Genomic DNA, 24,993 nt, shown 5'->3' with positions numbered 1-24,993 from the left:
TCCTCCATGGCTCGACAGGATGGCGGATGGTGGGCACACTGCCGCCGACAATCAATCTCGGGAGTTTCGCGCATGCCCCCGACCACGCGTCGTTCGATGCTGGCCGCGATGGCCGCCACTCCACTCGCAGTGCCCTACAGCGTGCGCGCGCAGTCCTGGCCGCAGCGCGATATCCGAATCGTCGTCCCCTTCCCTCCCGGCGGCACCACCGATGTGGTGGCGCGGCTGCTCGCCGAGACCATGCGGCGCGACCTCGGCCGCGCCGTGATCGTCGAGAACTGGCCCGGCGCCGGCAGCACCGTGGGTGCGGCGCGTTTCGTTCGAGACGGCAACGACCAGCACAGCCTGTTCCTCAGTCAGATCGCCTCGCACGGAATCGCGCCGGCGCTCTATCCGACCATCCAATACCGCCCGGTCGCGGATTTCCGCGCCGTCGCACTGTTCGTCACCGTGCCGAATGTCTGGGTCGCCTCGGTCAGGCGCGCCGTGCCGCGCGACATCCGGGCGTTCCTGGCGGATGCGCGCGCCAACCCCGACAAGTACAGCTTCGCCTCCGCCGGGAACGGCACCAGCACCCACCTGACCGGCGAACTGATCAAGCTTCAGACCGGCGCGCGCATCCTGCACGTGCCCTACCGCGGCGCAGGCCCCGGCATGACCGCGGTGATCGCCGGCGAGGTCGATACCTTCATCGACAACCTGCCCACCGCGCTGCCGCAGATCCGCGCCGGCACCGTGATCCCGCTCGCCGTGACGACTCGCGAGCGCGTGCCGGACCTGCCGGACGTGCCCGCGCTCGCCGAGCTCGGCGCCGAGTTCGGCCTCGACGGCTTCGAGACGGTCGCCTGGTTCGGCCTGCACGCGCATGCCGAGACACCCGCCGGCGTGGCGGAGGCGATGAACCGCGCGGTCAATCTGGCGCTTGCCGACGAGGGGCTGCGCCGGGCGCTCGCCGAACGCGGCACGGTGCCGCGCGGCGGCAGTGCCGCAGATTACGCGGCGCTGGTCGAGCGCGAGCTCGCGCGCTGGGCGCGCGTCGTGCGCGAGGCCAATGTAAAGGCGGAGTGAGGCGGAGGGCGCGATGCAGGACAAGATCAGCCGCTGGCAGGGCCTGATCCCGGAGGAGGATCTGGCAGCCTACCGCAAGGGCGCCTTCGGCCGGCGCGTGGGCATCGGCGCGCGGCCGGCCCTGCTCAACATCGACACGACCTTCATGTTCGTCGATCCGGCCTACGACATGTGCGGCCGCGAGATGCCGGAGTTGATCGCGGCCGTCACCCGCGTCACGGATGTGTTTCGCCGGCTCGGCCTGCCGATCTACTACAGCCGCCGCGACGACCGCAGCCACCCGACCTATCGCGGCATTTGGAACCTGAAGCTCGGCAATGCCGCCGAGTTCCAGTACGCGACCGATCCGCGCGCGGATCAATGGCCCGACGCCTACGGGCCGCGGCCGAGCGACCGGATCATCCTCAAGAACAAGCCGAGCGCGTTCTTCGCCACCCCGCTCGAGAGCTTCCTGCGCTACGACGGCGTCGATACGGTGGTCGTGATCGGCGTGTCCACGTCGGGATGCGTGCGCGCCGCGGTGACCGATGCGTTCTCGCACAACTTCCGCGTCATCGTGGTCGAGGAGGCGGTCGGCGACCGCAGCCCGGCCGCGCATCGCGCCAACCTGTTCGACATGGACATGAAGTTCGCTGATGTCGAACCGATCGACCGCGTGCTTGCGGAGGTCGAGATGCGTTTTGCCCCAGCCCGCGCCGCGGAGTGAGCGATGCCCGAGACCGAGACGACGCGAACGCATGGTCAGCCCTGGGAGTGGCCGGAGGAGGTCTGGCGGCGCATCGTCAATCGCGCCCGCGCCGGCCGCTCGCTCCGGCCCTCGTCCTGGCCCGGCGGCGCGCGCTGCTGCGTCACGCTCTCCTTCGATGCCGATCACGACACGATCCCGCTGCGCGACGCCGATGAAAGCCCGATGCGCATCAGCCAGGGGCAGTACGGCAACCGCCAGGCCGTGCCGCGCATCCGCCGGCTGCTCGACCGGCACGGCGTGCGCGCCACGTTCTTCTACCCGGCGGTCTCGGCGCTGCTCTATCCGGACGAGGTCCGCGCGGTCGCCGATGAGGGCCACGAGATCGGCATCCACTCGTGGATCCACGAGGCCAACACCACCCTGCCGGCGGCCGCCGAACGCGACCTGACGTTCCGTGCCGCCGACACGCTCGAGAAGATCGCCGGCCGGCGCCCGGTGGGCATGCGCACGGCGTCGTGGGACTTCTCGACCGCCACCATGTCGATCATCCGCGAGATGGGGCTGCTCTACGACTCGAGCCTCATGGGCGACGACGACGCCTATGAGCTGGTGGCGGACGGCGAGCCGACCGGCATCGTCGAGCTGCCGCCGGAATGGATCCGCGACGATGCGGTCTATTTCAACATGGTGCGGTTCTCGGCGCTCCGCCCCTACACCCCGCCCTCCGCGGTCGAGGAGATCTTCCGCGCCGAGTTCGACGGCGCCTACGAGGAAGGCGGGATGTTCCTGCTGACGATGCACCCGCATGTGATCGGCCACCGCTCGCGCCTGCCGCTGCTCGACCGGCTGGTCGCCTACATGAAGGCGAAGCCCGGCGTGTGGTTCGCGACCCACGAGGAGGTGGCGCGCTGGTGCGCCGAGCAGGCCGGGCTGAAGCCAAAGGGGGGCTGACGCCCCCCCGATCGCTCACGCCTGGGCGACGGCGCCGCTCCAGGGGCTGATCACGTCGCTGATGCCGGTGCGTCCGCCGTCCTCGCCGATCATGATCATGTTCGGGCAGGCGTAGTTCACCGGCATCACCGTGTGCTCGACCTCCTCCGCGCCGAAGCGCTGGCGCAGCGCGGCGAGGATCTCTGGCGCGAGCCGCGGATCGGCCGAAACGCCGGTCTCGCCGCTGACATCGATGCGCGGCTGGTGCGCGGCCTTGACGGGGTCCATGCCGAACTCGAGCACGAACAGCAGCGTCTGCAGCACGGCGGCAAGGATGCGCCTGCCCCCCGAGGCGCCGGCCGCGATCTCGGGCCGGCCGTCGCGCGCGACCACGATCGGGCTCATGTTGCAGAGCGGCCGCTTGCGCGGGCCGATGCTGTTCGCCTGGCCCGGGCGCGGGTCGAACCAGAACACGCCGTTGTTCATCAGCACGCCCGTGCGCGGCAGCACCATGCGGCTGCCCATCGACGACAGCAGCGTGGTCGTCATCGACACCATCATCCCGTCGGCATCCGCTGCGGTGAGGTGCGTCGTGCACGCCTCGGCCGCGCGGGGGTTCGCCTCGGTCGTATCGCCGAGCCCGGCGAGCCGCTCCGCATAGGCGCGCTGCATCGCGGCCGCGAAGGCGGTGAAGAACGCGACATCAGGGGCGGCACCGAAGCGCTCGCCGGAGAGCGCCTCCAGCACCCGCTGCATGGTCGGCGCCGCGGTCAGACCGCCCGCGCCCTGAATCACGCGGCCACGCCAGGGGTGCTGGCTCGCGTCCGTGAGCCGCGCCGCGCAGCCGGCGAGGTCGGCCGCATCGAGCACACCGCCGAGCTCCGCCATGTCGGCCGCGATCGCGGCGGCGATGTCGCCGCGATAGAAGTCGTCGAGCCCGGCCTCGGCCAGCCGCTCCAGCGTCGCGGGCAGGTTGCCGAGCACGATCCGCTTCGCCGGGCCGACATAGGGTGGCGCCGGCGGCAGTCCGTCCGGCAGATAGATGCGCGCGCTTTCGGCGTAGCGCCGCAGATCGGGCGCGGCCGAGGCGAGCTTCAGCGCCGTCACCCAATCCGCGGGCAGCCCTGCCTTGGCGAGCGCGATCGCCGGCGCCAGCAACTCCTTGAGCGGCAGCCGCCCCCAGCGCCGGTGAATCTCGGCATAGCCCGCGACCGAGGACGGGATCACCACCGAGAGCGGCCCGTGCACGTTGCGGTCGCCCTGCACGTTCGGCCAGGCGAACAGGTGGTCGGACTTGCCGGGCACGAGCGGAAACAGCTTCGGATCGAGCCGCGCCGGCGCGACGGGGCCGAAATCCACCACCCGCGCCGCCCGCTCGCCGGCGGGATGCACGACCGTGAACCCGATCCCGCCCAGGCCCGAGTTCCACGGCTCGACCGCGGCAAGGGCAAAGGCGGTCGCGACCGCGGCATCCGCCGCGCTGCCGCCCGCGTCCAGCATCTGCACACCGGCTTCGGCCGCCGTGCGTACCTGCGAGACGACCATGCCCTTGCGGCCCTTGGCGGCCGGCTTGGTGACGGTCCAGTTCTGGGTGACGTGGGCGATGGCCACGGCGGCGCTCCCTTCCTTGTCGCGACGGCGCAGTGTGGGAGGTTCGCCACCCTTCGGAAAGGGGCCCATCCGGCCGTCGTCGCGGGTCGGCCGCCCAGGGCCTGATGACATGCGCGCGCACGCTGTTGTCGCGCCCACCGAGTGCCCCCATGATGATCGGCACAACGAGGTTCGAGCCCGCGCCGCTTCTCTGCTGCGCGCGGGCGGAGGAAGCGCCTTGAGGCCAACCGACCTGACCACCCCCACGCACTTCCACAAGGTGGTGGACTGCCAATGGGCCTGTCCGGCCCACACGCCCGTGCCCGAGTACATCCGGCTGATCGCCGCGGGCCGCTACACCGACGCCTACATGATCAACTGGCACTCCAACGTCTTCCCGGGGATCCTCGGGCGGACCTGCGACCGCCCCTGCGAGCCGGCCTGCCGGCGCGGGCGCGTCGAGGAGGAGCCGGTCGCGATCTGCCGGCTCAAGCGCGTGGCCGCCGACAACAAGGAGGAGGTGCTGAGCCGGATGCCGCCGGTGCCCGCCCTGAAGAACGGCAAGCGGATCGCCTGCGTCGGCGCCGGCCCGGCGAGCCTGACGGTGGCGCGCGACCTCGCCCTGCTCGGCTACGAGGTCCATGTCTATGACGCCGAGGCGCGCGGCGGCGGGTTCATGTGGACCCAGATCCCCCGCTTCCGCCTGCCCGAGAGCGTGATCGAGGAGGAGGTCGGCTACATCACCGGGCGCGGTGGCGTGGTGACGCACTACAACCATCGGGTGCAAAGCCTGAAGGCGCTGCTCGACGAGGGCTTCGACGCCGTGTTCGTCGGCTGCGGCGCGCCGCGCGGGCGCGAGCTCGACGTGCCGGGACGGCAGGAGGCGGCCGCCAACATCCATATCGGCATCGAGTGGCTGGCGAAGGTCTCGTTCGGCCATGTCGAGCGGGTCGGCAAGCGCGTGATCGTGCTCGGCGGCGGCAACACCGCGATGGATTGCTGCCGCTCCGCGCGCCGGCTCGGCGGCGAGGACGTGAAGGTGATCGTCCGCTCCGGCTTCGAGGAGATGAAGGCCTCGCCGTGGGAGAAGGAGGACGCGATGCGCGAGGGCATCCCGATCCTCAACTACCTGGTGCCGAAGCGCGTGCTGCACGAAAACGGCCGCCTCACCGGCATGGTGTTCGAGAAGGTGAAGGCCGAGTACGACGCCAAGGGACGGCGCAACCTCGTGCCCACCGGCGAGCCGGACGTCACCTACGACTGCGACGACGTGCTGGTCGCGATCGGCCAGGAGAACGCGTTTCCCTGGATCGAGCGCGACATCGGCCTGGAGTTCGACCGCTGGGGCCTGCCGAAGCTCGACCCGGTGACGCTGCAATCGACCTTGCCCAACGTGTTCTTCGGCGGCGACGCCGCGTTCGGGCCGAAGAACATCATCTGGGCGGTCGCGCACGGGCACGAGGCCGCCGTCTCCATCGACCTCCATTGCCGTGGCGAGGATGTGCGCGATCGGCCGGACCCGCATGTGCGCATGGCCAGCCAGAAGATGGGCATCCACGAGTGGAGCTACGACAACGACGTCTCCATCGACCTGCGCTACAAGGTGCCGCATGTCGAGGAGCGACTCGCGCTCCGCGACATCCGTGTCGAGGTCGAGCTCGGCTACGACCGCGAGCTCGCCTACAAGGAGGCGCAGCGCTGCCTCAATTGCGACGTGCAGACGGTGTTCAACGCCAAGCTCTGCATCGAGTGCGATGGCTGCGTCGACATCTGCCCGACCGACTGCATCACCTTCACCGAGAACGGCGAGGAGGATGACCTGCGCACGCGGCTGAAGGCGCCTGCGATCAACCGCAGCCAGGATCTCTATGTCGCGGACGGGCTGAAGACCGGCCGGGTGATGGTGAAGGACGAGGACGTCTGCCTGCATTGCGGCCTGTGCGCCGAGCGCTGTCCGACCGGGGCCTGGGACATGCAGAAATTCTATCTCGAGACCGCGAAGACCTACGCCAACGGGGCGCGCGCATGCAGAAGCTGAGTGCCGTCAACGACTTCGTCGTCAAGTTCGCCAACGTCAACGGCTCGGGCTCCGCCTCGGCGAACCAGCTCTTCGCGAAGTCGATCCTGCGCATGGGCATCCCGATCGCCTCGCGCAACATCTTCCCCTCCAACATCCAGGGCCTGCCGACCTGGTTCGAGGTGCGCGTCAGCGGCGAGGGCCATCTCGGCCGCCGCGGCGGGGTCGACATGGCGGTGGCGATGAACCCGCAGACCTGGGACCGCGACATCGCCGAGCTCGAGCCGGGCGGCTACCTGGTCTATGACAGCACCAAACCGCTGCCGCGAAGCCGCTTCCGCGAGGACATCACGGTGCTCGGCGTGCCGCTTACCGAGATGTGCAATGCGCGGTACACCGATGCGCGCCAGCGTCAGCTCTTCAAGAACATCATGTATGTCGGCGCGCTGTCGTCCCTGCTCGGCATCGATCCGGCGGCGGTCGAACAGCTTCTGACCGAGCAGTACAGGGGCAAGGAGAAGCTCGCCGCGTCGAACCGCGAGGCCTTCCACATGGGACGCGACTGGGCGCGCGCGAACCTGCCCGAGATCGGATTGCGGCTCGAGCCGGCCGACAAGGTCGGCAACCGCATCTATGTCGAGGGCAATGCCGCCGCCGCCCTCGGCGCCGTCTATGGCGGCGCGACCGTGTGCGCCTGGTATCCGATCACGCCGAGCACGTCGCTCGCCGAGGCGTTCGAGCGCTACTGCCGCCGCTTCCGCACCGACCCGGACGGGCGCAAACGCTACGCCATCGTTCAGGCCGAGGACGAGCTCGCCTCGATCGGCATCGTCATCGGCGCGTCGTGGAACGGCGCGCGCGCCTTCACCGCGACCTCGGGCCCCGGCATCTCGCTGATGCAGGAGTTCGTCGGCCTCTCCTACTTCGCCGAGATCCCGGCGGTGATCTTCGACGTCCAGCGCGCCGGCCCCTCCACAGGCATGCCGACGCGCACGCAGCAGAGCGACGTCCTCTCTGCGGCGTATGCGAGCCATGGCGACACCAAGCACGTGCTGCTGCTGCCCGAGGACCCGCGCGAGTGCTTCGAGTTCGGCGCGGCCGCCTTCGATCTCGCCGACCGGCTCCAGACCACGATCTTCGTGCTGCTCGATCTCGACATCGGCATGAACGACTGGCTGTGCGAGCCCTTCGCCTGGGACGACGCCAAGCGGATGGACCGCGGCAAGGTGATGACGGCCGAGATGCTGGAGGCCGGCACCACCTTCGGCCGCTATCTCGATGTCGATGGCGACGGCATCCCCTACCGCACCTACCCCGGCACGCATCCGTCGAAGGGCGCGTTCTTCACCCGCGGCACCTCGCGCGACCGCTTCGCGAAATACACCGAGCAGGGGGCGGCCTATGTCGACAACATGCAGCGGCTGCTGCGCAAGTTCGAGACCGCGAAGTCGCTCGTGCCGGCGCCGATCGAGCGCAAGGCGAGCCGCACCACGCCCTACGGCGTGATCTACTACGGCAGCACCTCCGCGGCGATGCGCGAGGCCCTGGTCGGGCTGGAGCAGGACGGCGTCCACCTCGACGCGCTGCGCATCCGCGCCTTCCCGTTTCCCGAGGACGTCAGCCGCTTCATCGAGGCGCACGAGACCGTGTTCGTGGTCGAGCAGAACCGCGACGCGCAGCTGCGCACCCTCATCACGACGGAGTGCGGCATCGATCCCGCGCGGCTGGTGCCGATCCTGCACTATGACGGCACGCCGATCACCGCCCGCTTCATCCGCGCCGCGATCGGCCGCCAGGCCAGCTCCCTCGACGTCGTCCCGCTCCGGAAGACCGTGCCATGAGCTATCTGAAGCCCACCCTCCACCATCCGAAGCTGCCGACCAACGCACTCGGCCTCACCCGCCGCGACTACGAGGGCTCGATCAGCACGCTCTGCGCCGGCTGCGGGCACGACTCGATCAGCGCGGCGATCGTGCAGGCGGTATGGGAGCTCTCGATCCCGCCGCATCGCGTGGCCAAGCTCTCCGGCATCGGCTGCTCCTCCAAGACGCCCGACTACTTCCTCGGCGCTTCGCACGGGTTCAACTCCGTGCACGGGCGCATGCCCTCGGTGCTGACCGGCGCCAACCTCGCCAACCGCGAGCTGATCTATCTCGGCGTCTCGGGCGACGGCGACAGCGCCTCGATCGGGCTCGGCCAGTTCGCCCACCTGATGCGCCGCGGCGTGAACATGACCTACATCGTCGAGAACAACGGCGTTTACGGCCTGACCAAGGGCCAGTTCTCCGCCACCTCCGACAAGGGCTCGAAGGCGAAGAAAGGCGCCGTCAACACCGACGAGCCGATCGATCTCGTCGCCCTCGCGCTCGAACTCGGCGCCACCTACGTCGCGCGCAGCTTCTCGGGCGACAAGGACCAGCTCGTGCCGCTGATCAAGGGCGCGCTCACCCATCAGGGTGTCGCGTTCATCGACTGCATCAGCCCCTGCGTCGCCTTCAACAACCACGAGGGCAGCACCAAGAGCTACGACTACGTCCGCGAGCACAACGAGGCGGTGAACCGGCTCGACGTGTTCTTCGACCGCACGCCGATCACCGCCTCCTACGCGCCGGGCGAGGTGACGGAGGTGACGCAGCACGACGGCTCGCTGCTGCGGATGCGCAAGCTGCACGAGGACCACGACCCGACCGACCGCGTCGCCGCGCTCAACTACCTCGCGCGCCACAAGGCCATGGGCGAGATCGTCACCGGCCTGCTCTACATCGATCCGCATCCGGAGGACCTGCACGATCATCTCGGCACGGTCGCCACGCCGCTGAACCGGCTCGATGACGCGGCACTCTGCCCGGGCTCGGCGGCGCTCGAGAAGATCAACGCCGCGCTGCGCTGAGGCGCCTCGTGGGGCTTCGCCCCACACCCCACCAAGGGCCGCAAGGCCCTTGGAACCCGGGAACACTTGAGCGCGGCCCCCGAACCGCCATTTGCTGTGACATGGACGCGCCCTTCGTCACCCCGACCGAACCCTCCGCCAGCGACGCCATCGCCGCGCTGAAGGACGAGTTCGAGTTCTTCGACGACTGGATGGACCGCTACGAGCAGGTCATCGACTGGGGGCGCGCCTTGCCCGCGTTTCCGGACGCGTGGAAGGAGCCGTCACGCAAGGTCGAAGGCTGCCAGAGCCAGGTGTGGATCGAGCCCCGCCTCGAGAACGGCCGCCTCTGGCTCGCCGGCGCCTCGGACGCGGCGATCGTCCAGGGGCTGGTCGCGATGCTGCTGCGCGTCTATTCCGGCCGCACGCCGCAGGAGATCCTCGCCACCGATCCCGGCTTCCTCACGGATCTCGACCTGATCGGCAACCTCTCCACCAACCGGGGCAACGGCATCGCCGCGCTGATCCGTCGCATCCGCGCGATCGCGACCGCGGCGGCGGCTCAGGCGGCCTGACGCGCCGCCCCGACCGTCGCCGCGAACCGCCGCAGCGCCGCCGCGGTCTCCGGCACGAAGCGGAAGAATTTCGCCGCAAGCTCGTAGATCATCACCGTGCCCGCGCGCGGCGTCAGCCCGGCGAGCAACTGCTCGAACGGAATCTCGCCCCAGCCGGGCGGCGCGTGCAGATCGCCCGTCCCGTAGGCGAGCTTCTCCCCGGAACCCGGCAGGCGGATCGTGTCGAGCCGCCCGAACTGATCCTGGAGGTGCAGATGCACCACATGCGGCGCCATCGCCGCGATGGAGGCCGCGAGATCCTGCTGCTTCGCCGCCGCCATCATCGCCGCGTGGCCGATATCGAGCGTCGCGCCGACCTGCGGATGCGCCGCCGCCGCCACCTGCGCGGCGATTCCCCAGGCATCGTGCGTCTCCGGGATGTGCGGCAGCGGCGGCAGGTTCTCCAGCGCCAGCATCACGCCGTGCCGGGCGGCGACCTCGCCGAGATCCCGCAGCGCCTCCACCTCCATGCGCTTGCGCCGCTCGATCTCCGCCGGCGCGAGGCCGCGTTCCCAGACCCCGCTGTGGACCACCAGCACGCCGGCCCCCAGCGCCCCGGTCGCCTCGATCATCGCCCGGCATACGGCACGGTGCAGGTCGTGATGCGCCGCGTCCATCAGGTTCATCCCCAGCGGGCCATGCACCGTGTAGCGCAGCGGGAACCGCCGCAGCACGGAAGCCAGCGCCTCCACCTCCGGCACATTGACGCGCCCGCCGGTCACCGCAAAGCCGTTCTGCAACGAGATCTCCGCCGCCGTGCAGCCGGACTCGGCGAACAGCGCGAGTTCCCGCGCCAGCGGCTCGGGCTCGCACGGCCCCTCGGTCGAGAGCCCGTAGGCGATGATCGTCTCGGTCATGCAGTCTCCGATAGCGTAGACGGGGCGGATCAGGATGACGCTTCGGTGTCGTTTCGTCCAGACACCGGTTTCGGCAGGTCCTCCGGGCCGAGCGTCTCGCGCTCCAGCAGCGTCGCGGCGAGCGCATCGAGCTCCGCGCGGCGGCGTTCGAGGATGGATCGTGCCGTCGCGTGCGCCTCCGCCACCAGTCCCTTCACCGCGAGATCGATCTCGCGCGCGGTCTGCTCCGAGAAACGCCGCCCGCCCCCCTCGACCGGCAGGCCGAGGAACCGGCTCGTCTCGGTCTCGTAGGCGACCTCGCCCAGCGTCTCCGCCATGCCGTAGCGCGTGACCATGCCGCGCGCGATCTCGGTCGCGCGCATCAGATCGTCCTGGGCTCCCGTGGAGACCTCGCCGAACACGAGGTCCTCCGCCGCCCGTCCGCCGAGCAGCACGGCCATCCGCCCCTTGAGCTCCGCGGCGGTCAGCAGGAACCGATCCTCCGTCGGGCGCTGCATCGTGTAGCCGAGCGCGCCGACGCCGCGCGGGATGATGCTGACCTTGTGCACCGGATCGGCCCCGGGCACCGACAGCGCCACCAGCGCATGGCCGAGCTCGTGATAGGCGACGCGCCTGCGCTCCTCCGCGTTCATCAGCCGCGACCGCCGCTCGATCCCGGCGACGATGCGCTCGATCGCGACCGTGAAGTCCTCGTTCGTCACGGCGGTCCGCTTCGCGCGCGTGGCCGCGAGCGCGGCCTCGTTCACGAGGTTGGCAAGGTCGGCGCCCGTGAAGCCGGGCGTCAGCCCGGCGATCGCGTCGAGATCGACGCCCGGGGCAAGCTTCACCTTGCGCACATGCACCGCGAGGATGTCGCGCCGCCCCTTGCGGTCCGGCCGGTCGAGCGCGACCTGGCGATCGAAGCGCCCGGCACGCGTGAGCGCCGGGTCGAGAATCTCGGGCCGGTTGGTCGCGGCAAGCAGAACGATCCCCGCGGAGGCATCGAAGCCGTCGAGCTCGACGAGGAGCTGGTTCAGCGTCTGCTCCTTCTCGTCATAGCCGCCCGTGGTCGGACCTGCGGTGCGTGCCCGCCCGAGCGCGTCGAGCTCGTCGATGAAGATGATGCAGGGGGCCGCCTTGCGCGCCTGCTCGAACAGGTCGCGCACGCGCGCGGCCCCGACGCCCACGAACATCTCGACGAACTCCGAGCCGGAGATCGAGAAGAACGGCACGCCCGCCTCGCCCGCGACCGCGCGCGCGAGCAGCGTCTTGCCGGTACCGGGCGGGCCCACCAGCAGCACCCCCTTCGGCGAGCGCGCGCCGAGCCGGCCGTAGGTCTCGGGGTCCTTCAGGAAGGCGACGATCTCCTCGAGTTCTGCCTTGGCCTCGTCGGCGCCGGCGACATCGGCGAAGGTCGTGCCGGTGTTCTTCTCGACATAGACCTTCGCCTTCGACTTGCCGACCGTCATCATGCCGCCGAACCCCGCGCGGTCGGCGAAGCGGCGGATCAAGAAGAACCAGAGGCCGAAGAACACCAGGGCCGGCACGATCCAGGACATCAGCGTCACCAGGAAGCCGGGTTCGGGCGCGCCGGTGAACGTCACGTGGGCCTTGGCGAGGTCCTCGGCGAGGCTGTCGTCCACCCGCTGGGTGACGAAATAGGGTCGCCCGTCGATCGGCTCGCGGAAACGGCCGGTGATGCGCCGGTCGCCGACCGTCACCTCGGCGACCTTGCCCTCCGCCACCAGACGCTTGAAGTCCGAATAGGGCAGGGTTTCGGTCTGGCGCGCCGCCGTGATGACGTCCTGGATCAGCAGCACGCCGAGCACGGCGGCGAGGATGTACCAGGTGTTGATCTGGGTCTTCTTCTCCACGGCCTGCTCCCGAGTGCGTCAGGGCACCAGCCATGAGCCCTGCACGGCGCCACTTTCCCAGGCGAAGCCTGCGCGCCGATGCGCCCCGGGCGCAAGCCTGAGCCAGTCGAGGCGATCGATGGTCAGCAGGATGACGGCGAAGTTCTGCATCGGCTGCGGGTGCGTCGGTTCGCCGGGTGGGACCGCGGCGAGCGTACCGGGCGGGTCGGCCTGCGCATAGTCGGCACGCGACCCGATCGGCGTCGCTTCCCATGCCGTCCGCCAGACCGGCCCATCGGTGAGCACCGCGGCCGCGCCCGCGAGGCGAAGCTGCATGCGCGCCCGGGGATCCCATGCCAGAAGCGCGACGCGCGGCTCGGCGGCGATCTCGGCCACCTTGGCGCTGCGCCGGTCGGTGTGAAGGCACAGCACGCGTGCGACAGGATCGACGCCCCGCAGGACCACGCTGCGCAGCCGCGGCGCGCCGTCGCGTCCGGCGGTGGCGAGCTGGACGATGCGGCCGGGATGACGCGGATCGGCCGCGGCGCGGACCAGCAGCGCCCAGGCGCTCGCCAGTATCTCCGCCAGCGTCGCGTCCATCAGCCGCCGAGCGCGGCCGTCACCTTCGCGGTGGCGCCGGACAGCTCGCCGAGCTTCGCCCCCGCCTTGACCCTGTCCTGGCTCTCCAGCCCGCGCGCCTGGCGCGCGATCGCCGCGTCGGCCTCGGCCTCGGCCTCGTCGCGCGGCAGCACGAGCACGCCCGACTCGTCCGCGAGAATCACGTCGCCCGGCATCACCGCGACCCCGCCGCAGGAGACCGGCTTGTTCAGCCGCCCGCCGAGGTCGTAGAGGCGCGTGGTGATGGGCGCGAGGCCGCGGCACCACATCGGGAAGTCGCTGTCCCTGATCTCGGTGAGATCGGTGCAGGGTCCGTCGACCACGCCGGCCTTTGCGCCGGCCGCCTTCGCCGCGACCGTCACCCCGCCGCCCCAGCAGGCGTGGCGGTCGTCGCCGAGGCGATCCACCACCAGCACGTCGCCCGGGCGCAGGAGGCCGAGCGCGTGGTGCAGCAGCGTCGAGTCCGGCCCCGGAATCGCCAGCGTGACGGCGACCCCGGCGATGCGCTTCTCGCGCAACAGCGGCTGGATGCCGCGATCCATGAAGCCCCAGTGGCGCCAGTGTCCGATCGTCGCGGTCTCGACCTGTTCCAGCTTGGCGACGAGTGCCGCCGGCAGCGTCTCCGGCATCGGCCCGATCTCGTATTTCGGCATCACGACTCTCCCTAGCGCCCCACGGCGCGCATGAACCCGAGCAGCCGCTCGACCAGCAGCACCACACCGAGCGAGAGCGTGATCAGCACCACGGCGAGCGCGGCGACCAGCGGATCGGTATGGCCTTCGACATAGCGGTACATCTCGACCGGCAGGGTCGAGAGCCGCGGGCCGACGATGAACAGGGAGATCACCACCTCGTCGAAGCTGATCAGGAAGGCGAGCGCGGCGGAGGCGATCAGCCCGGGCAGCGCGAGCGGCAGGGTGATCCGGCGAACCACTGTGAACGGTGTCGCGCCGAGCGTGGCGGCGGCATCCTCGAGATCGGGCGGCAGCGTCGAGAGCGCGGTCACCATGATGCGCACGACGAAGGGCAACGTGACGGCCAGATGCGCGATCGCGAGCCCCGGCCAGGTGGCGGCGAGGCCGAACGGGAAGAACACCAGCAGGATGCCCAGGCCCAGCACGAGGGTCGGCAGCAGGAGCGGCGCGGTCAGCGCGGCGAAGATCGCGTCGCGGCCGCGGAAGCTGAGCCGCGCGATCGCATAGGCCGCCGGCACGCCGATCGCGAGCGCCGTCACCGTCACGACGGAGGCGAGGATGGCGCTGCGCCGCATCGCGCCCATCAGCGCCTCGTGCTCCCACAGCGCCGCGAACCAGCGCAGCGACAACCCGGGCGGCGGAAAGGTCAGGAACCGGTCCGAGGAGAACGCGATGATCGCGACGAAGATTCCCGGCGCGAGCAGGAACAGGTAGCCGCACAATACGACGAGGCGGAAGCCCATCAGGCGGCCACCTTCCGCGTCAGCGCCGTGTAGGCGGCAAGGATCAACAGCAGCAGCGTCAGCGCATACATCGCGAGCGCCGCCGCCGCCGGCCAATCGACCGACTGCAGCGCGAGGTCGTAGATCTCGGTCGCGAGCACGAATACCCGCCCGCCGCCCAGCAGCTTCGGCGTGATGAAGGCGCTCATGGCGAGCACGAAGCCGATCAGCCAGCCGAGGATCACGCCCGGCAGCGAGAGCGGCAGGGTGACGCGCAGGAAGACCTTCCAGGGCGGCGCGCCAAGCGTGGCCGCCGCCTCCTCCACCGCGCGGTCGAGCCGGCCGAATCCCGCAAGCAGCGACAGGATCACATAGGGCATCACGCTCTCGGTCAGCCCGATCGCGACGCCATCCCAGTTGTTGATCAGCGGCACCGGCCGGGAGGCGAGGCCGAGGCCCAGCAGCGCGGCGTTCACGAGCCCCTGATCGCCAAGCACCACCAGCCAGCCGACCACGCGCACCACGCCCGAGACCAGCAGCGGCGCCACCGCGAGGATCGCGAGCAGGCCGCGCCAGCGGCTGGTGGTGCGGAACAGGAAGAGCGCGATCGGATAGGCGATCACCACCGCCGCGGTGCTGCACGTCGCCGCGAGCCGGAACGAGTTGGCCGTCAGCGTCCAGGTGAAGTCGTCGGCGAACAGCTTGGCGTAGCTGTCGAGCGCGACCGCCTCGACCATCGCGCCCGAGCCCTCGGAGATGTTGAGCGAGATGCGGAACAGCCAGGCGATCGGCAGCACGAACACGATCGCGAGCGCCGCGAGCGCGGGCGCGAGCAGCAGCCAGGGGAGATAGGGGCGCGTCATGCCCGCTCGGCGAAGGCGAGGGTATCGGCGGCGGACCAGGCGAAGCCGACCGGCGCGCCGGGGGCGAGGCCGCGCCACTCGGGCGCCGCCCCCGAGACCTCGGCGGCGAGACGGCCGAGCGGCGTCTCCGCCTCCACCTGCACCACGTCGCCGATATAGGTGATGCGCCGCACGGTGCCTTCGGCGCGGTTCTCCGCGCCGTCCGGATCGGCGCCGTCGCGCAGGATGCGCACGCGATGCGGCCGCACCATCGCCACCTGGCCGGGCCGGAGCGTGCCCTGCGCGGTCGCGACCGGCGCGGCGATCCGGTTCATCCGCCCCAGGAAGCCCGCGACGAAGGGTGTGGCCGGGCGCTCATAGACCTCCTCCGGCGTGCCGGTCTGCTCGATCCGGCCTTCGCGCATCACGGCCACGCGGTCGCACATCGCCAGCGCCTCGGTCTGGTCGTGCGTGACGAACACCGCGGTGATCCCTGCCGCGCGCTGGATGTCGCGGATCTCGCCGCGCATCTCCTCGCGCAGCTTGGCATCGAGGTTGGAGAGGCACTCGTCGAGCAGCAGCAGGCTGGGACGGATCGCGATCGCGCGCGCGAGGGCGACGCGCTGCTGCTGCCCGCCCGAGAGCTCGCGCGGCTTGCGGTGCGCGAGCCCCTCCAGCCGCACCATGCGCAGCGCCTCGGCCACACGCCGGTCGCGTTCGGCGCGCGCGAGCCCCCGCATCTCGAGCCCGAAGCCGACATTCGCCCCGGCGGTCATGTGCGGGAACAGCGCGTAGGACTGGAACACCAGCCCGATGTCGCGCCGGTGCACCGGCAGGGCGGTGATGTCGCGCCCGCCGAGGCGCACCGCGCCCGCATCCGGCGGCACGAGACCGGCGACGATCCGGAGCGTGGTGGTCTTGCCGCAGCCCGAGGGGCCGAGCAGGGCGAGGAACTCGCCCTCGGCCACGGTCAGATCGAGCGCATCGACCGCCGGCGGACCGTCACCGTAGCGCTTGGTGAGGCCCGCGAGCGCGAGTTCCGCCACGCGCTCCTCAGCGCCCGCCGGCGGCGATCACCTCGCGACGCCAGCGGTTGTTCCAGGTATCGCGCACCTTCACGATGTCGGCCCAGTCGAGCGGGATGACGCGGTCGCGATAGCGCGGATCGGCGGCCGTGCGGGCGAGCGCGTCCGGGTTCGGCGTCGCCTTGGCGTTGGTCGGGCCGTAGAACATGCGGTTGGTGAAGGCGGTCTGCGCCTCGGCGTCGAGCGCGTACTGCATGAAGGCGACGGCGGCGGCGCGGTTCGGCCCGCCGCGCACGACGTTGATGGTGTTGATCTGGAAGGCCGTGCCCTCCTCCGGCAGCATCACGCCGATCCGTCCGTTCGACTGGTCGTGGTAGAGCTGGCTGCGCGCGTTCCAGCCGGTGGCGTAGGTGACCTGGTCGTTCAGGATCAGGCTGTAGCCGTCGGGGCGCGGATCGAAGGTCTGCACCAGCGGCGCGAGTGCGCGCAACTTGGCGATGGCGCGGTCCACGCCGCGGGTGTAGTCGCCCCCCTCCATCCGCTCGACGATCGCGGTGAGCACGAGTCCCTGGATGTTCGGCGGCGCGGAGACCGCGATGCGGCCGCGCAGGGCCTCGTCCCACAGCACCCGCAGGCTGGTCGGCGCCGGACGGACCTTGGTGGTGTCGTAGACGATCACGAAGTGATCGAAGGTGACGGCAGGGCCGCACTCCCCGCCCGCCTCGCGCGCGAGCGGCACGAGATCGTTGATCGCCGGCACCTCGGCGGGCGTGATCTTCTCCACCAGACCCTCGGCGCAGGCGATCGCGGCCGTGGTGATGTCCATGATCACCACGTCGGTCTGCGGCGCGGTGCGCTGGCTGCGCAGCGTGCCGAGCATCGCCGCCGACGTCACGGGTGCGAAATAGGTGACGCTGAGGCCGGGGTTGCGGGCGCGGAAGGGCTCGACCACGACCGCGGTGTAGTTCTCCTGGAAGATGCCCGTGTAGGCCATCAGGGTCATGGTGCCGGAGACCTGCGCGTCCGCCGTGCCGCCGACCATCGCCGCCGCCGCGGCTGCGATTGCGATCCTTCGCATCCTCACGCTCTCCCGTGCCCGAACCTCGGCCCGCGATCTTGCGCGCGCAGCCAGACGCTGTCGAGACGGCGCATGGTGCGATGCGGGATGGCACAGGCGGGACCATCCCGGCTATAGCCGCGCGCATGACCGCAACCGCGCTGCCCGCACGCGCGGCGGGTGGCGCATGGTCGGCCGAGATCCGCTCGACCGTCTCGCTCGCCTGGCCGATCGCGCTGACGAACCTGTCGCAGATGGCGATGGGCATCACCGATGCGGCGATGCTCGGCAACTACGACCCGGTGGCGCTCGCGGCCTCGGCTATCGGGCTCGCGCTCTACTGGACCTTCGCGATCGCCGGGCTCGGGCTCGCCTTCGGCACCGCGCCGCTGATGGCGCAGGCGCTCGGGCGGCGGCGGCATGCGGTGCGCGACGTGCGCCGCTCGGCACGGATGGGTCTGTGGGCGACGGCCGGATTCGCCCTGCCCGCGTCGCTCATGCTCTGGCACGCCGAGGCGATCCTGCTGCTGCTCGGCCAGGAGCCGCCGATCGCCGCGCTCGGCGGGGTCTATGTACGCACCCTGCTTCCAGGGCTGCTGCCGTTCTGGTGGTTCATGGTGCTGCGCAGCTTCGTCTCCGCGCTCGAGCGGCCGAAACCCGCGCTGGTCGCCACCATGATCGCGATCCCGCTGAACGGCCTGCTCGACTGGCTGTTCATCTTCGGCCGTTTCGGCCTGCCCGAGCTCGGCATCGTCGGCGCGGGCATCGCCAGTGCGGCGTCGATGACGGCGATGATGGCGATGCTGCTCGGCGTGTGCGTGACGGACCGGCAGTTCCGCCGCTACGCGCTGCTCGGGCGGCTGTGGCGGCTCGACCGCGACCGCATGGCGGAGCTGTTGCGGGTGTCGCTGCCGATCGTCGGTGCGCTGCTGTTCGAGGTGATGGTGTTCAACGCGGCGGTGCTGCTGGTGGGGTGGATCGACGCGGTGTCGGTGGCCGCCCACGCGATCGCCATCCAGTGCGCGAGCCTCACCTTCATGGTGCCGATGGGAATCAGCCAGGCCGCGACGGTGCGGGTGGGATTGGCGGCCGGGGCGCGCGACCGCGAGGGCGTCGCGCGCGCGGGCTGGACCGCGCTCGGGCTCGCCGGCGGGTTCATGAGCGCGATGGCGCTGGTGTTCGTGCTGACGCCGGGTCCGATCGTGGCGCTGTTCCTCGACCCGACGCTCGCGCAGGCGGAGGAGGTCGCGGCACTCGGCGCGCGGCTCTTGCGGGTGGCCGGGCTGTTCCAGGTGGTGGACGGGCTCCAGGTGGTCGGGGCCGGCGCGCTGCGCGGGCTCAAGGACACGCGCGTGCCCATGCTGTTCGCGGGTCTCGGCTACTGGGTGCTGGGGCTGCCGGTGGGCGCGCTGCTGGCCTTCGGCGCCGGCTTCGGGGCCTTGGGGATCTGGCTCGGGCTTGCCTTCGGCCTCGCGATCGTGGCCGGGCTCCTGGTGGTGCGGTGGTCGCGGCGGGAGGCTCTCGGGATAGGGGGTGTGGGGGAAAGGGTCGGCTGACCCTTTCCCCCGCTACAGGCGTTCCTTATCTGTCTGCCATGGACGCGCTCGCCGAACGCATCCTCGACACGGCGCTCGACCGCGCCCAGGTGGTGGGCTGGCTCGATCTCCGGCTGCGCGAGGTCGCGGGCGAACTGGGCCTGCCGCTGACCGAGGTGCTGGCCCGGTTCCGCGACCAGGATGCGATCGCGGATGCGCATTTCCAGCGCCTGCTCGCGGCGATGATCGCCCCGCCTTCCGATCCGGCGGCCTTCGCGATCCTGTCGCCGCGCGAGCGGGCCGAGGCGGTGATGCTGCGCTGGTTCGAGGCGGCGGCGGCGCGGCGCGCCGTGACCATCGCGATGATCCAGGAGAAGGCCTGGCCGTTCCACCCGCATCACTGGGTGCCGATGATCTTCAACCTGTCGCGGCTGATCCATTGGGTGCGCGACGCCGCGCAGCTCGACCGCAGCGGGCCGGTGCGGGCGATCGAGGAGATCGGGCTGACGGACGCCTTCCTCGTGACGCTTGCGACCTTCGCGCTCGACCGTTCGGGCGATCTGACAGCGACGCGGCGGACCCTGTCCTCGGCGCTCCGGCTGGTGCCGCTGGGATAGCGGCTGAGGCCCGTGGACTCACGGGCGCGTGCGCAGGGGTTCCGCGGCGGCATCGAAAGGCGCAGTCTGCGGGTGCAACAGGACCGGGAGACCGCCATGCCGACACGTCGCATGTTGCTGGCACTTGCGCCCGCGCTGCTCGCCGCCCCGGCCGCGGCGCACCACGGCTGGGGCAGCTACGAGGCACAGACTCCGCAAACGCTGACCGGCGAGATCGAACGCGTGGAGTTCGCCAATCCGCACGCGACGCTCTGGCTGAAGACGCCGGGCAAGACCTGGGAGGTGGTACTGGCGCCGCCGTTCCGCATGATCAACCGCGGCCTGCCGCGGGAGGGGCTGCGCGCGGGCATGACCGTGACGGTGATGGGCTATCCGCACCGCCAGCGCGAGGAGGAGCTGCGCGCGGAGTGGATCCGCATCGGCGAGCAGGTGACGCAGCTCCGCTGACCCGAGCATGGAACACGACCACGGCGTCAGCGCCCCGGACTGGGCGGTCTGGCTGGAGGCGAGCGCCCTCGGCGAGATCGCGCGCGACTCGCTCTGGCTCTACCCGATCGCCTCGATCGCGCATGTGCTGGGGATCGCGCTGCTGATCGGTTCGATCATCTCGTTCGATCTGCGCGTGCTGGGTGTGGCGCGCGCGGTGCCGTTCGCTGCGGCGGCCGGGTTGCTGCTGCCGGTCGCGCGCCTCGGCTTCGTGATGATCGTGCTCTCCGGTGTGGTGATGCTGGCGGCGGACGCGACGCATGTCGCGACCAACGACGCCTTCGCGGTGAAGACGGTGCTGGTGGTGCTGGCGCTGACCAACGTGCTCCTGTTCCACCGCATCGCCTGGCCGTCCGAGGGCCAGGAACCTGGGCAGCTCGCCCGCACGCTCGCCGCGTTCTCGGCGGTCCTGTGGCTCGGCGTCGCCTCCAGCGGACGCGCGATCGCCTATTTCTGAGCCGGCACGGTCCCGCCGATCGAGCGGGTGATCGCGACGGCCGCCTCGCGCACGACCGGGCCGAGGGCCGCGACCGTGGCGCGCGTCATCCGCACAGTCGGGCCGGAGAGCGAGAGGCCCGCGATCGGCTCGCCGTACTCGTTGAAGATCGGCGCGGCGACGCAGCGCATGCCGGGATTGCGCTCCTCGTCGTCGAGCGCCCAGCCGCGTGCGCGGATGCGCGCGAGGTCGCGCGCGAGGCTCGCGCGGTCGGTGATCGTGTGTTCGGTGAAACGGTCGAGCGCGAGGCGATCGAGCATCGCCGCGGCGCGTTGGGCCGAGAGATGCGCGAGGATCGCCTTGCCCACCCCCGAGGCATGGAACGGCGCGCGCGTGCCGGGGCGGAAGAAGGCGCGGATCGGCTCGTGCGTCTCGACCTGGCTGACGAACACGACGCCGTCCTCCTCGGCGACGGCGAGATTCGCGGTCTCGCCGCTCCGGGCGACCAGGGCCTGCATGACCTGGCGTCCGTGCTCGGCGATCTTGCGCCGGCGCAGGAACGCGGCACCGATGCGGAAACACTCCGCGCCGATATGCCAGAGCTGGGCGGTCTCGTCGAACTCGACGATGCCGTGGTGCTGAAGCGTCGCGAGCATGCGGTAGGCGGTGGAGGGTGGCAGGCCGGCGGCGGCCGCGGCCTCGGTGAGCGAGAGGCCGTTCGCCTCCGCGACATGGCGCATCAGCGCGACCGCGCGATCGAGGGTCTGCACGCCACCGGCCTCGGTGGCGCTCTGCGCAAGCCGCGGGCGGCCGCGCAGGCGTTTCTGCGGCACGGACATCGTTGACGATGTGGCACGGGCTCGCGCGGCTGTGAAGAGGAAAACTATTTCATCGGATTGGGCGCGAGCGCGGATGGAAAAGGTTTTTGCTTGTTCTGTCAGGGCATTAGGCCGGGTTTGAACGTCATGAAAAAGTTTTCCGAAAAAGTTGCGCCGTGATCGGTGGCCCCGGTATCTCCCCTGCACGTCCGGAGAGGGAGACCGCCATGCCGAGAATGCGCGCCGTCGATGCCGCCGTCCTGGTGCTGGAGCGCGAGGGCGTCAGGTGCGCCTTCGGCGTGCCCGGCGCGGCGATCAATCCGCTCTATTCGGCGATGCGGCGCCACGGCGGCATCCGCCACATCCTCGCCCGCCATGTCGAGGGCGCCTCGCACATGGCCGACGGCTACACGCGCGCCAAGCCCGGCAATATCGGCGTCTGCATCGGCACTTCGGGCCCGGCCGGCACCGACATGATCACCGGCCTCTACACCGCCCAGGCCGACAGCCTGCCGATCCTGTGCATCACCGGCCAAGCGCCGCGCGCCAAGCTCCATAAGGAGGATTTCCAGGCGGTCGACATCGAGGCGATCGCCAAGCCGGTGACCAAGTGGGCCGTGACGGTGCGCGAGCCCGCCCTGGTGCCGATGGTGGTCCAGCAGGCCTTCCACGTCATGCGCTCGGGCCGCCCGGGCCCCGTGCTGATCGACCTGCCGGTCGATGTGCAGATGGGCGAGATCGAGTTCGACATCGACACCTACGAGCCGCTGCCGGTCTACAAGCCGGCCGCGACCCGCCGGCAGGTCGAGAAGGCGATGGCGATGCTGAACGCCGCCGAACGCCCGCTGATCGTCGCCGGCGGCGGCATCATCAACGCCGCCGCGTCCGATCTGCTGGTCCGCTTCGCCGAGCTCACCGGCATCCCGGTGATCCCGACACTGATGGGCTGGGGCGCGATCCCGGACGATCACCCGCTGATGGCCGGCATGGTCGGGCTCCAGACCAGCCACCGCTACGGCAACGCGACCTTCCTGCGCTCGGATTTCGTGCTCGGCATCGGCAATCGCTGGGCGAACCGGCACACGGGCTCGATCGAGACCTACACCAAGGGCCGGAAATTCGTGCACGTGGACATCGAGCCGACCCAGATCGGCCGCGTGTTCGCCCCCGATTTCGGCATCGTCTCGGACGCGAAGGCAGCACTCGGGCTCTTCGTGGCGGCCGCCGAGGAGTGGGCGCGCGACGGCAGGCTCGCCGACCGTTCCGCCTGGGCCGCGGAGTGCCTCCACCGCAAGACCACGATGCTGCGGCGCACGCACTACGACCAGGTGCCGCTGAAGCCACAGCGCGTCTATCAGGAGATGGTCGAGCAGTTCGGCCGCGATGTCTGCTACGTCACCACGATCGGGCTGAGCCAGATCGCCGGCGCGCAGTTCCTGAAAGTCTACAAGCCCGGCAACTGGATCAATTGCGGCCAGGCCGGCCCGCTCGGCTGGACGCTGCCGGCGGCGCTCGGCGTGCGCGCGGCCGATCCGGACCGCAGGATCGTCGCCCTCTCCGGCGACTACGACTTCCAGTTCCTGATCGAGGAACTCGCGGTCGGCGCGCAGCACAAGCTGCCCTTCCTCCAGATCGTCGTGAACAACTCCTATCTCGGCCTGATCCGCCAGGCGCAGCGCGGCTTCCAGATGGATTTCGAGGTGAGCCTCGCCTTCGTGAACATCAACATGGCCGAGCAGGGCGAGGACGTTGCCGGCTATGGCGTCGATCACGTCGCGGTGGCGGAGGGGCTCGGCTGCAAGGCGCTGCGCGTGACCAGCCCGAACCAGTTCAAGGAGGCCTTCGCCGAGGCCGAGCGGCTGATGGCCGAGCACCAGGTGCCGGTGGTGCTCGAGTTCATCCTGGAGCGGGTGACCAACATCGCCATGGGCACCGAGATCGACAGCGTGAACGAGTTCGAGGACATCCTCTGCCTCGACCCGAGCCTGACGCGCGAGAACGGCTATGTGCCGGAACGCCTCGGCGCCCGCGCGCTCCTCCCGGCCAAGTGACAAGGGGGGCCGGCGCCATGCCGGCCCCCGATCGCGCTACCGCTTCTCGATGTTCCAGAACACCATCACCGGCGAGGCGAGCACGCCCGTCACCGCGGTGCGCCGCGCATAGGGCAGGTCCGCCTGGCCGAGCACGCGGTAGGGCTGCACCACCGCGAGCCGCCTCTGCAGCTCCTCGGCGAGGCGCTTGCGCGTCGCCTCGTCGGTCGCGTCGATGAACGCGCCGCGGATGCGCTCGGCCTCCTCGTCGCAGGGCCAGCCGGCCCAGTTGCGGCCGTCGCAGGACATGTTGGTGCCGATGTTGGTCAGCGGGTGGAACATCGTCGCGCCCGAGGCGTAGGTCAGGAAGATGTTGTAGCCGCCCTGGTCCGGCGGGTTGCGGTTCACCTGCCGCGTGATGACCGTGCCCCAGTCGTTGTATTGCAGATCGACGTTCATCCCGGCCCGGCGCATCCCCGCCGCGGCCACCTCGGCCATCCGTCCGATCGGGGCGATGTCGTTGGTGGTGACGAACACGATGCGCTCTCCCTTGTAGCCGGCCTCGGCGAGCAGCGACTTCGCCTTCTCGATGTTCGGCCGCCGCAGATCCTCCGTGCCCGCCTCGGAGCCGTAGACACTGCCGCAGATGAAGAACGCCTCGCAGCGGCGCCACCAGCGCTCGTCGCCGAACCCGGCCGCCATGGTGTCGGCCTGGTCGAACATGTAGGCGAGCGCGAGCCGCGCGCGATGGTCGTTGAAGGGGGGATAGAGGCTGTTCGGCCGCAGCATCCCCTGCGTGCCGATGGTGTTGAGCTTGTCGAGCGCGACCGTGCGTGCGCGTGTCAGCACGGGGATCAGGTCGGTCGCGGGCTGTTCCCAGATGTCGATCTCGCCGGATTGCAGCGCCGCGGCGATGGTCGAGGCATCGGGAATGTTGCGCCACTCGACGCTCGCGACCTTCACGACGCGCCCGCCCGCGAGGCCCGAGGGCGGCTCGGATCGCGGCACGTAGTCGGGGTTGCGGTCGTAGACCACCACCTGGCCGGCCATCCAGCGATCGCGGTTGAAGCGGAACGGGCCGGAGCCGACCGTCGTGGTGATGGGGCGCGCCGGATCGGTCTTGGCATCCTCCTCGCGCATGATCACCGGGATCTGCCCGACCGCCGAGCCTAGCGCGTATTCCATCAGGCCGAAGGGGCGCTTCAGCACCATGCGGAAGGTCTTGGCATCGACAATGTCGAGCGAGGCGAGCGCGTCGCCCACGCGCGAGCCCACCGTATCGCGCGCCATCCAGCGGCGCAGGCTCTGCGCCACGTCGGCGGTGGTCACAGGCTGGCCGTCGTGGAACTTCAGCCCGTCGCGCAGCGTGAACTCCCAGGTCAGGCCGTCCGGCGAGACCGACCAGCGCTCGACCATCTGCGGCTTGGGCTGGAGGTTCTCGTCCCAGGCGAACAGCGTCTCGTAGATCATCAGCCCGTGCATGCGGGTGATCACCACCGACACCGCGACGGGATCGAGCGTGCGCAGATCGGCGTGCGGCACGACGCGCAGCACGTTGTCCTGGGCTGCCGCAGGCGCGGCGAGGGCGAGCGCAGCCGCCGCCGCGAGCATCGTTCGGCGCAAGGTCGTCATGGTGGTCCTTCCCCG

The 24,993-nt window shown here is 70.5% G+C and carries 23 protein-coding genes; 12 read left to right on the top strand and 11 right to left on the bottom strand.

Annotated features, from left to right (window positions below; genetic code table 11):
• The first annotated feature begins 72 nt into the window (after window positions 1-72).
• From F563_RS24900 to F563_RS0115285, 3 genes are read left to right on the top strand one after another with little or no spacing between them, the layout of a single operon-like run.
• Window positions 73-1,068 carry a Bug family tripartite tricarboxylate transporter substrate binding protein gene (locus F563_RS24900; protein ID WP_026299622.1) on the top strand — a complete coding sequence of 332 codons (996 nt, stop codon included), beginning with the start codon at window positions 73-75 and terminating at the stop codon, window positions 1,066-1,068.
• A gap of 13 nt (window positions 1,069-1,081) precedes the next feature.
• Complete coding sequence (locus F563_RS0115290) at window positions 1,082-1,774, top strand: isochorismatase family protein (protein WP_019015560.1); 693 nt, start codon at window positions 1,082-1,084, stop codon at window positions 1,772-1,774.
• A gap of 3 nt (window positions 1,775-1,777) precedes the next feature.
• Window positions 1,778-2,707, top strand: coding sequence for a polysaccharide deacetylase family protein (locus tag F563_RS0115285; protein ID WP_019015559.1), 930 nt, complete (start codon window positions 1,778-1,780; stop codon window positions 2,705-2,707).
• A gap of 15 nt (window positions 2,708-2,722) precedes the next feature.
• On the opposite strand, the gene F563_RS0115280 is transcribed toward F563_RS0115285, so the two are convergent.
• Entirely contained in the window at window positions 2,723-4,297 is a 1,575-nt protein-coding gene (locus F563_RS0115280; RefSeq protein WP_019015558.1) for a gamma-glutamyltransferase, read from the bottom strand.
• Window positions 4,298-4,514: 217 nt separating this feature from the next.
• Here F563_RS0115280 and F563_RS0115275 point away from each other — a divergent pair, with 217 nt between their 5' ends.
• The 4 genes from F563_RS0115275 to F563_RS0115260 all read left to right on the top strand — a co-directional run bounded on the left by F563_RS0115275 (window position 4,515) and on the right by F563_RS0115260 (window position 9,737).
• Window positions 4,515-6,314 carry an FAD-dependent oxidoreductase gene (locus tag F563_RS0115275; protein WP_019015557.1) on the top strand — a complete coding sequence of 600 codons (1,800 nt, stop codon included), beginning with the start codon at window positions 4,515-4,517 and terminating at the stop codon, window positions 6,312-6,314.
• Window positions 6,302-8,134 carry a 2-oxoacid:acceptor oxidoreductase subunit alpha gene (locus F563_RS0115270; protein WP_019015556.1) on the top strand — a complete coding sequence of 611 codons (1,833 nt, stop codon included), beginning with the start codon at window positions 6,302-6,304 and terminating at the stop codon, window positions 8,132-8,134. Before F563_RS0115275 ends, F563_RS0115270 begins: the two co-directional genes overlap by 13 nt.
• Window positions 8,131-9,183: a 2-oxoacid:ferredoxin oxidoreductase subunit beta gene (locus F563_RS0115265; protein ID WP_019015555.1), complete on the top strand. Its 1,053-nt coding sequence runs from the start codon at window positions 8,131-8,133 to the stop codon at window positions 9,181-9,183. Before F563_RS0115270 ends, F563_RS0115265 begins: the two co-directional genes overlap by 4 nt.
• A gap of 101 nt (window positions 9,184-9,284) precedes the next feature.
• Window positions 9,285-9,737: a SufE family protein gene (locus F563_RS0115260; protein ID WP_019015554.1), complete on the top strand. Its 453-nt coding sequence runs from the start codon at window positions 9,285-9,287 to the stop codon at window positions 9,735-9,737.
• Here F563_RS0115260 and F563_RS22825 read toward each other — a convergent pair.
• From F563_RS22825 to F563_RS0115220, 8 genes are read right to left on the bottom strand one after another with little or no spacing between them, the layout of a single operon-like run.
• On the bottom strand, window positions 9,725-10,633 hold the full coding sequence (locus F563_RS22825; RefSeq protein ID WP_019015553.1) for a sugar phosphate isomerase/epimerase family protein: 909 nt from the start codon (window positions 10,631-10,633) through the stop codon (window positions 9,725-9,727). The two genes, F563_RS0115260 and F563_RS22825, sit on opposite strands and share 13 nt — an antisense overlap.
• A 29-nt stretch (window positions 10,634-10,662) precedes the next feature.
• Window positions 10,663-12,486: an ATP-dependent zinc metalloprotease FtsH gene (gene ftsH, locus F563_RS0115250; RefSeq protein ID WP_019015552.1), complete on the bottom strand. Its 1,824-nt coding sequence runs from the start codon at window positions 12,484-12,486 to the stop codon at window positions 10,663-10,665.
• Between the two features lie 18 nt (window positions 12,487-12,504).
• On the bottom strand, window positions 12,505-13,065 hold the full coding sequence (locus tag F563_RS0115245; protein WP_019015551.1) for a pyridoxamine 5'-phosphate oxidase family protein: 561 nt from the start codon (window positions 13,063-13,065) through the stop codon (window positions 12,505-12,507).
• Entirely contained in the window at window positions 13,065-13,736 is a 672-nt protein-coding gene (locus F563_RS0115240) for an RraA family protein (RefSeq protein WP_019015550.1), read from the bottom strand. Before F563_RS0115240 ends, F563_RS0115245 begins: the two co-directional genes overlap by 1 nt.
• 11 nt (window positions 13,737-13,747) lie before the next feature.
• Complete coding sequence (locus F563_RS0115235) at window positions 13,748-14,521, bottom strand: ABC transporter permease (RefSeq protein ID WP_019015549.1); 774 nt, start codon at window positions 14,519-14,521, stop codon at window positions 13,748-13,750.
• On the bottom strand, window positions 14,521-15,363 hold the full coding sequence (locus F563_RS0115230; protein ID WP_019015548.1) for an ABC transporter permease: 843 nt from the start codon (window positions 15,361-15,363) through the stop codon (window positions 14,521-14,523). The genes F563_RS0115235 and F563_RS0115230 overlap by 1 nt, the downstream gene beginning before the upstream one ends.
• On the bottom strand, window positions 15,360-16,388 hold the full coding sequence (locus F563_RS0115225) for an ABC transporter ATP-binding protein (protein ID WP_019015547.1): 1,029 nt from the start codon (window positions 16,386-16,388) through the stop codon (window positions 15,360-15,362). Before F563_RS0115225 ends, F563_RS0115230 begins: the two co-directional genes overlap by 4 nt.
• 7 nt (window positions 16,389-16,395) lie before the next feature.
• Window positions 16,396-17,445 carry an ABC transporter substrate-binding protein gene (locus F563_RS0115220; protein WP_019015546.1) on the bottom strand — a complete coding sequence of 350 codons (1,050 nt, stop codon included), beginning with the start codon at window positions 17,443-17,445 and terminating at the stop codon, window positions 16,396-16,398.
• Window positions 17,446-17,570: 125 nt separating this feature from the next.
• On the opposite strand from F563_RS0115220, the gene F563_RS0115215 reads away from it, so the two are divergent.
• From F563_RS0115215 to F563_RS0115200, 4 genes are all read left to right on the top strand, one after another.
• Window positions 17,571-18,980, top strand: coding sequence for an MATE family efflux transporter (locus tag F563_RS0115215; RefSeq protein WP_019015545.1), 1,410 nt, complete (start codon window positions 17,571-17,573; stop codon window positions 18,978-18,980).
• A gap of 38 nt (window positions 18,981-19,018) precedes the next feature.
• Window positions 19,019-19,576, top strand: coding sequence for a hypothetical protein (locus tag F563_RS22820; protein ID WP_019015544.1), 558 nt, complete (start codon window positions 19,019-19,021; stop codon window positions 19,574-19,576).
• 96 nt (window positions 19,577-19,672) lie between these two features.
• A complete protein-coding gene (locus F563_RS0115205; protein ID WP_019015543.1) occupies window positions 19,673-20,023 on the top strand; it encodes a DUF6152 family protein in 351 nt (116 codons plus the stop codon).
• A gap of 7 nt (window positions 20,024-20,030) precedes the next feature.
• Entirely contained in the window at window positions 20,031-20,519 is a 489-nt protein-coding gene (locus tag F563_RS0115200) for a DUF6644 family protein (RefSeq protein WP_019015542.1), read from the top strand.
• Here the strand turns inward: F563_RS0115200 and bhcR are convergent.
• A complete protein-coding gene (bhcR, locus tag F563_RS0115195; RefSeq protein WP_019015541.1) occupies window positions 20,510-21,337 on the bottom strand; it encodes an HTH-type transcriptional regulator BhcR in 828 nt (275 codons plus the stop codon). The two genes, F563_RS0115200 and bhcR, sit on opposite strands and share 10 nt — an antisense overlap.
• 206 nt (window positions 21,338-21,543) lie before the next feature.
• Here bhcR and gcl point away from each other — a divergent pair, with 206 nt between their 5' ends.
• A complete protein-coding gene (gcl, locus tag F563_RS22815; protein WP_051089403.1) occupies window positions 21,544-23,367 on the top strand; it encodes a glyoxylate carboligase in 1,824 nt (607 codons plus the stop codon).
• Window positions 23,368-23,403: 36 nt separating this feature from the next.
• On the opposite strand, the gene F563_RS0115185 is transcribed toward gcl, so the two are convergent.
• Entirely contained in the window at window positions 23,404-24,978 is a 1,575-nt protein-coding gene (locus F563_RS0115185; RefSeq protein ID WP_019015539.1) for an ABC transporter substrate-binding protein, read from the bottom strand.
• Between the last annotated feature and the right edge of the window lie 15 nt (window positions 24,979-24,993).

Origin of the sequence: Elioraea tepidiphila DSM 17972 (assembly GCF_000378465.1) — a bacterium.
Classification (GTDB): domain Bacteria; phylum Pseudomonadota; class Alphaproteobacteria; order Acetobacterales; family Acetobacteraceae; genus Elioraea; species Elioraea tepidiphila.
This window is presented reverse-complemented; position numbering and strand designations above follow the sequence as displayed.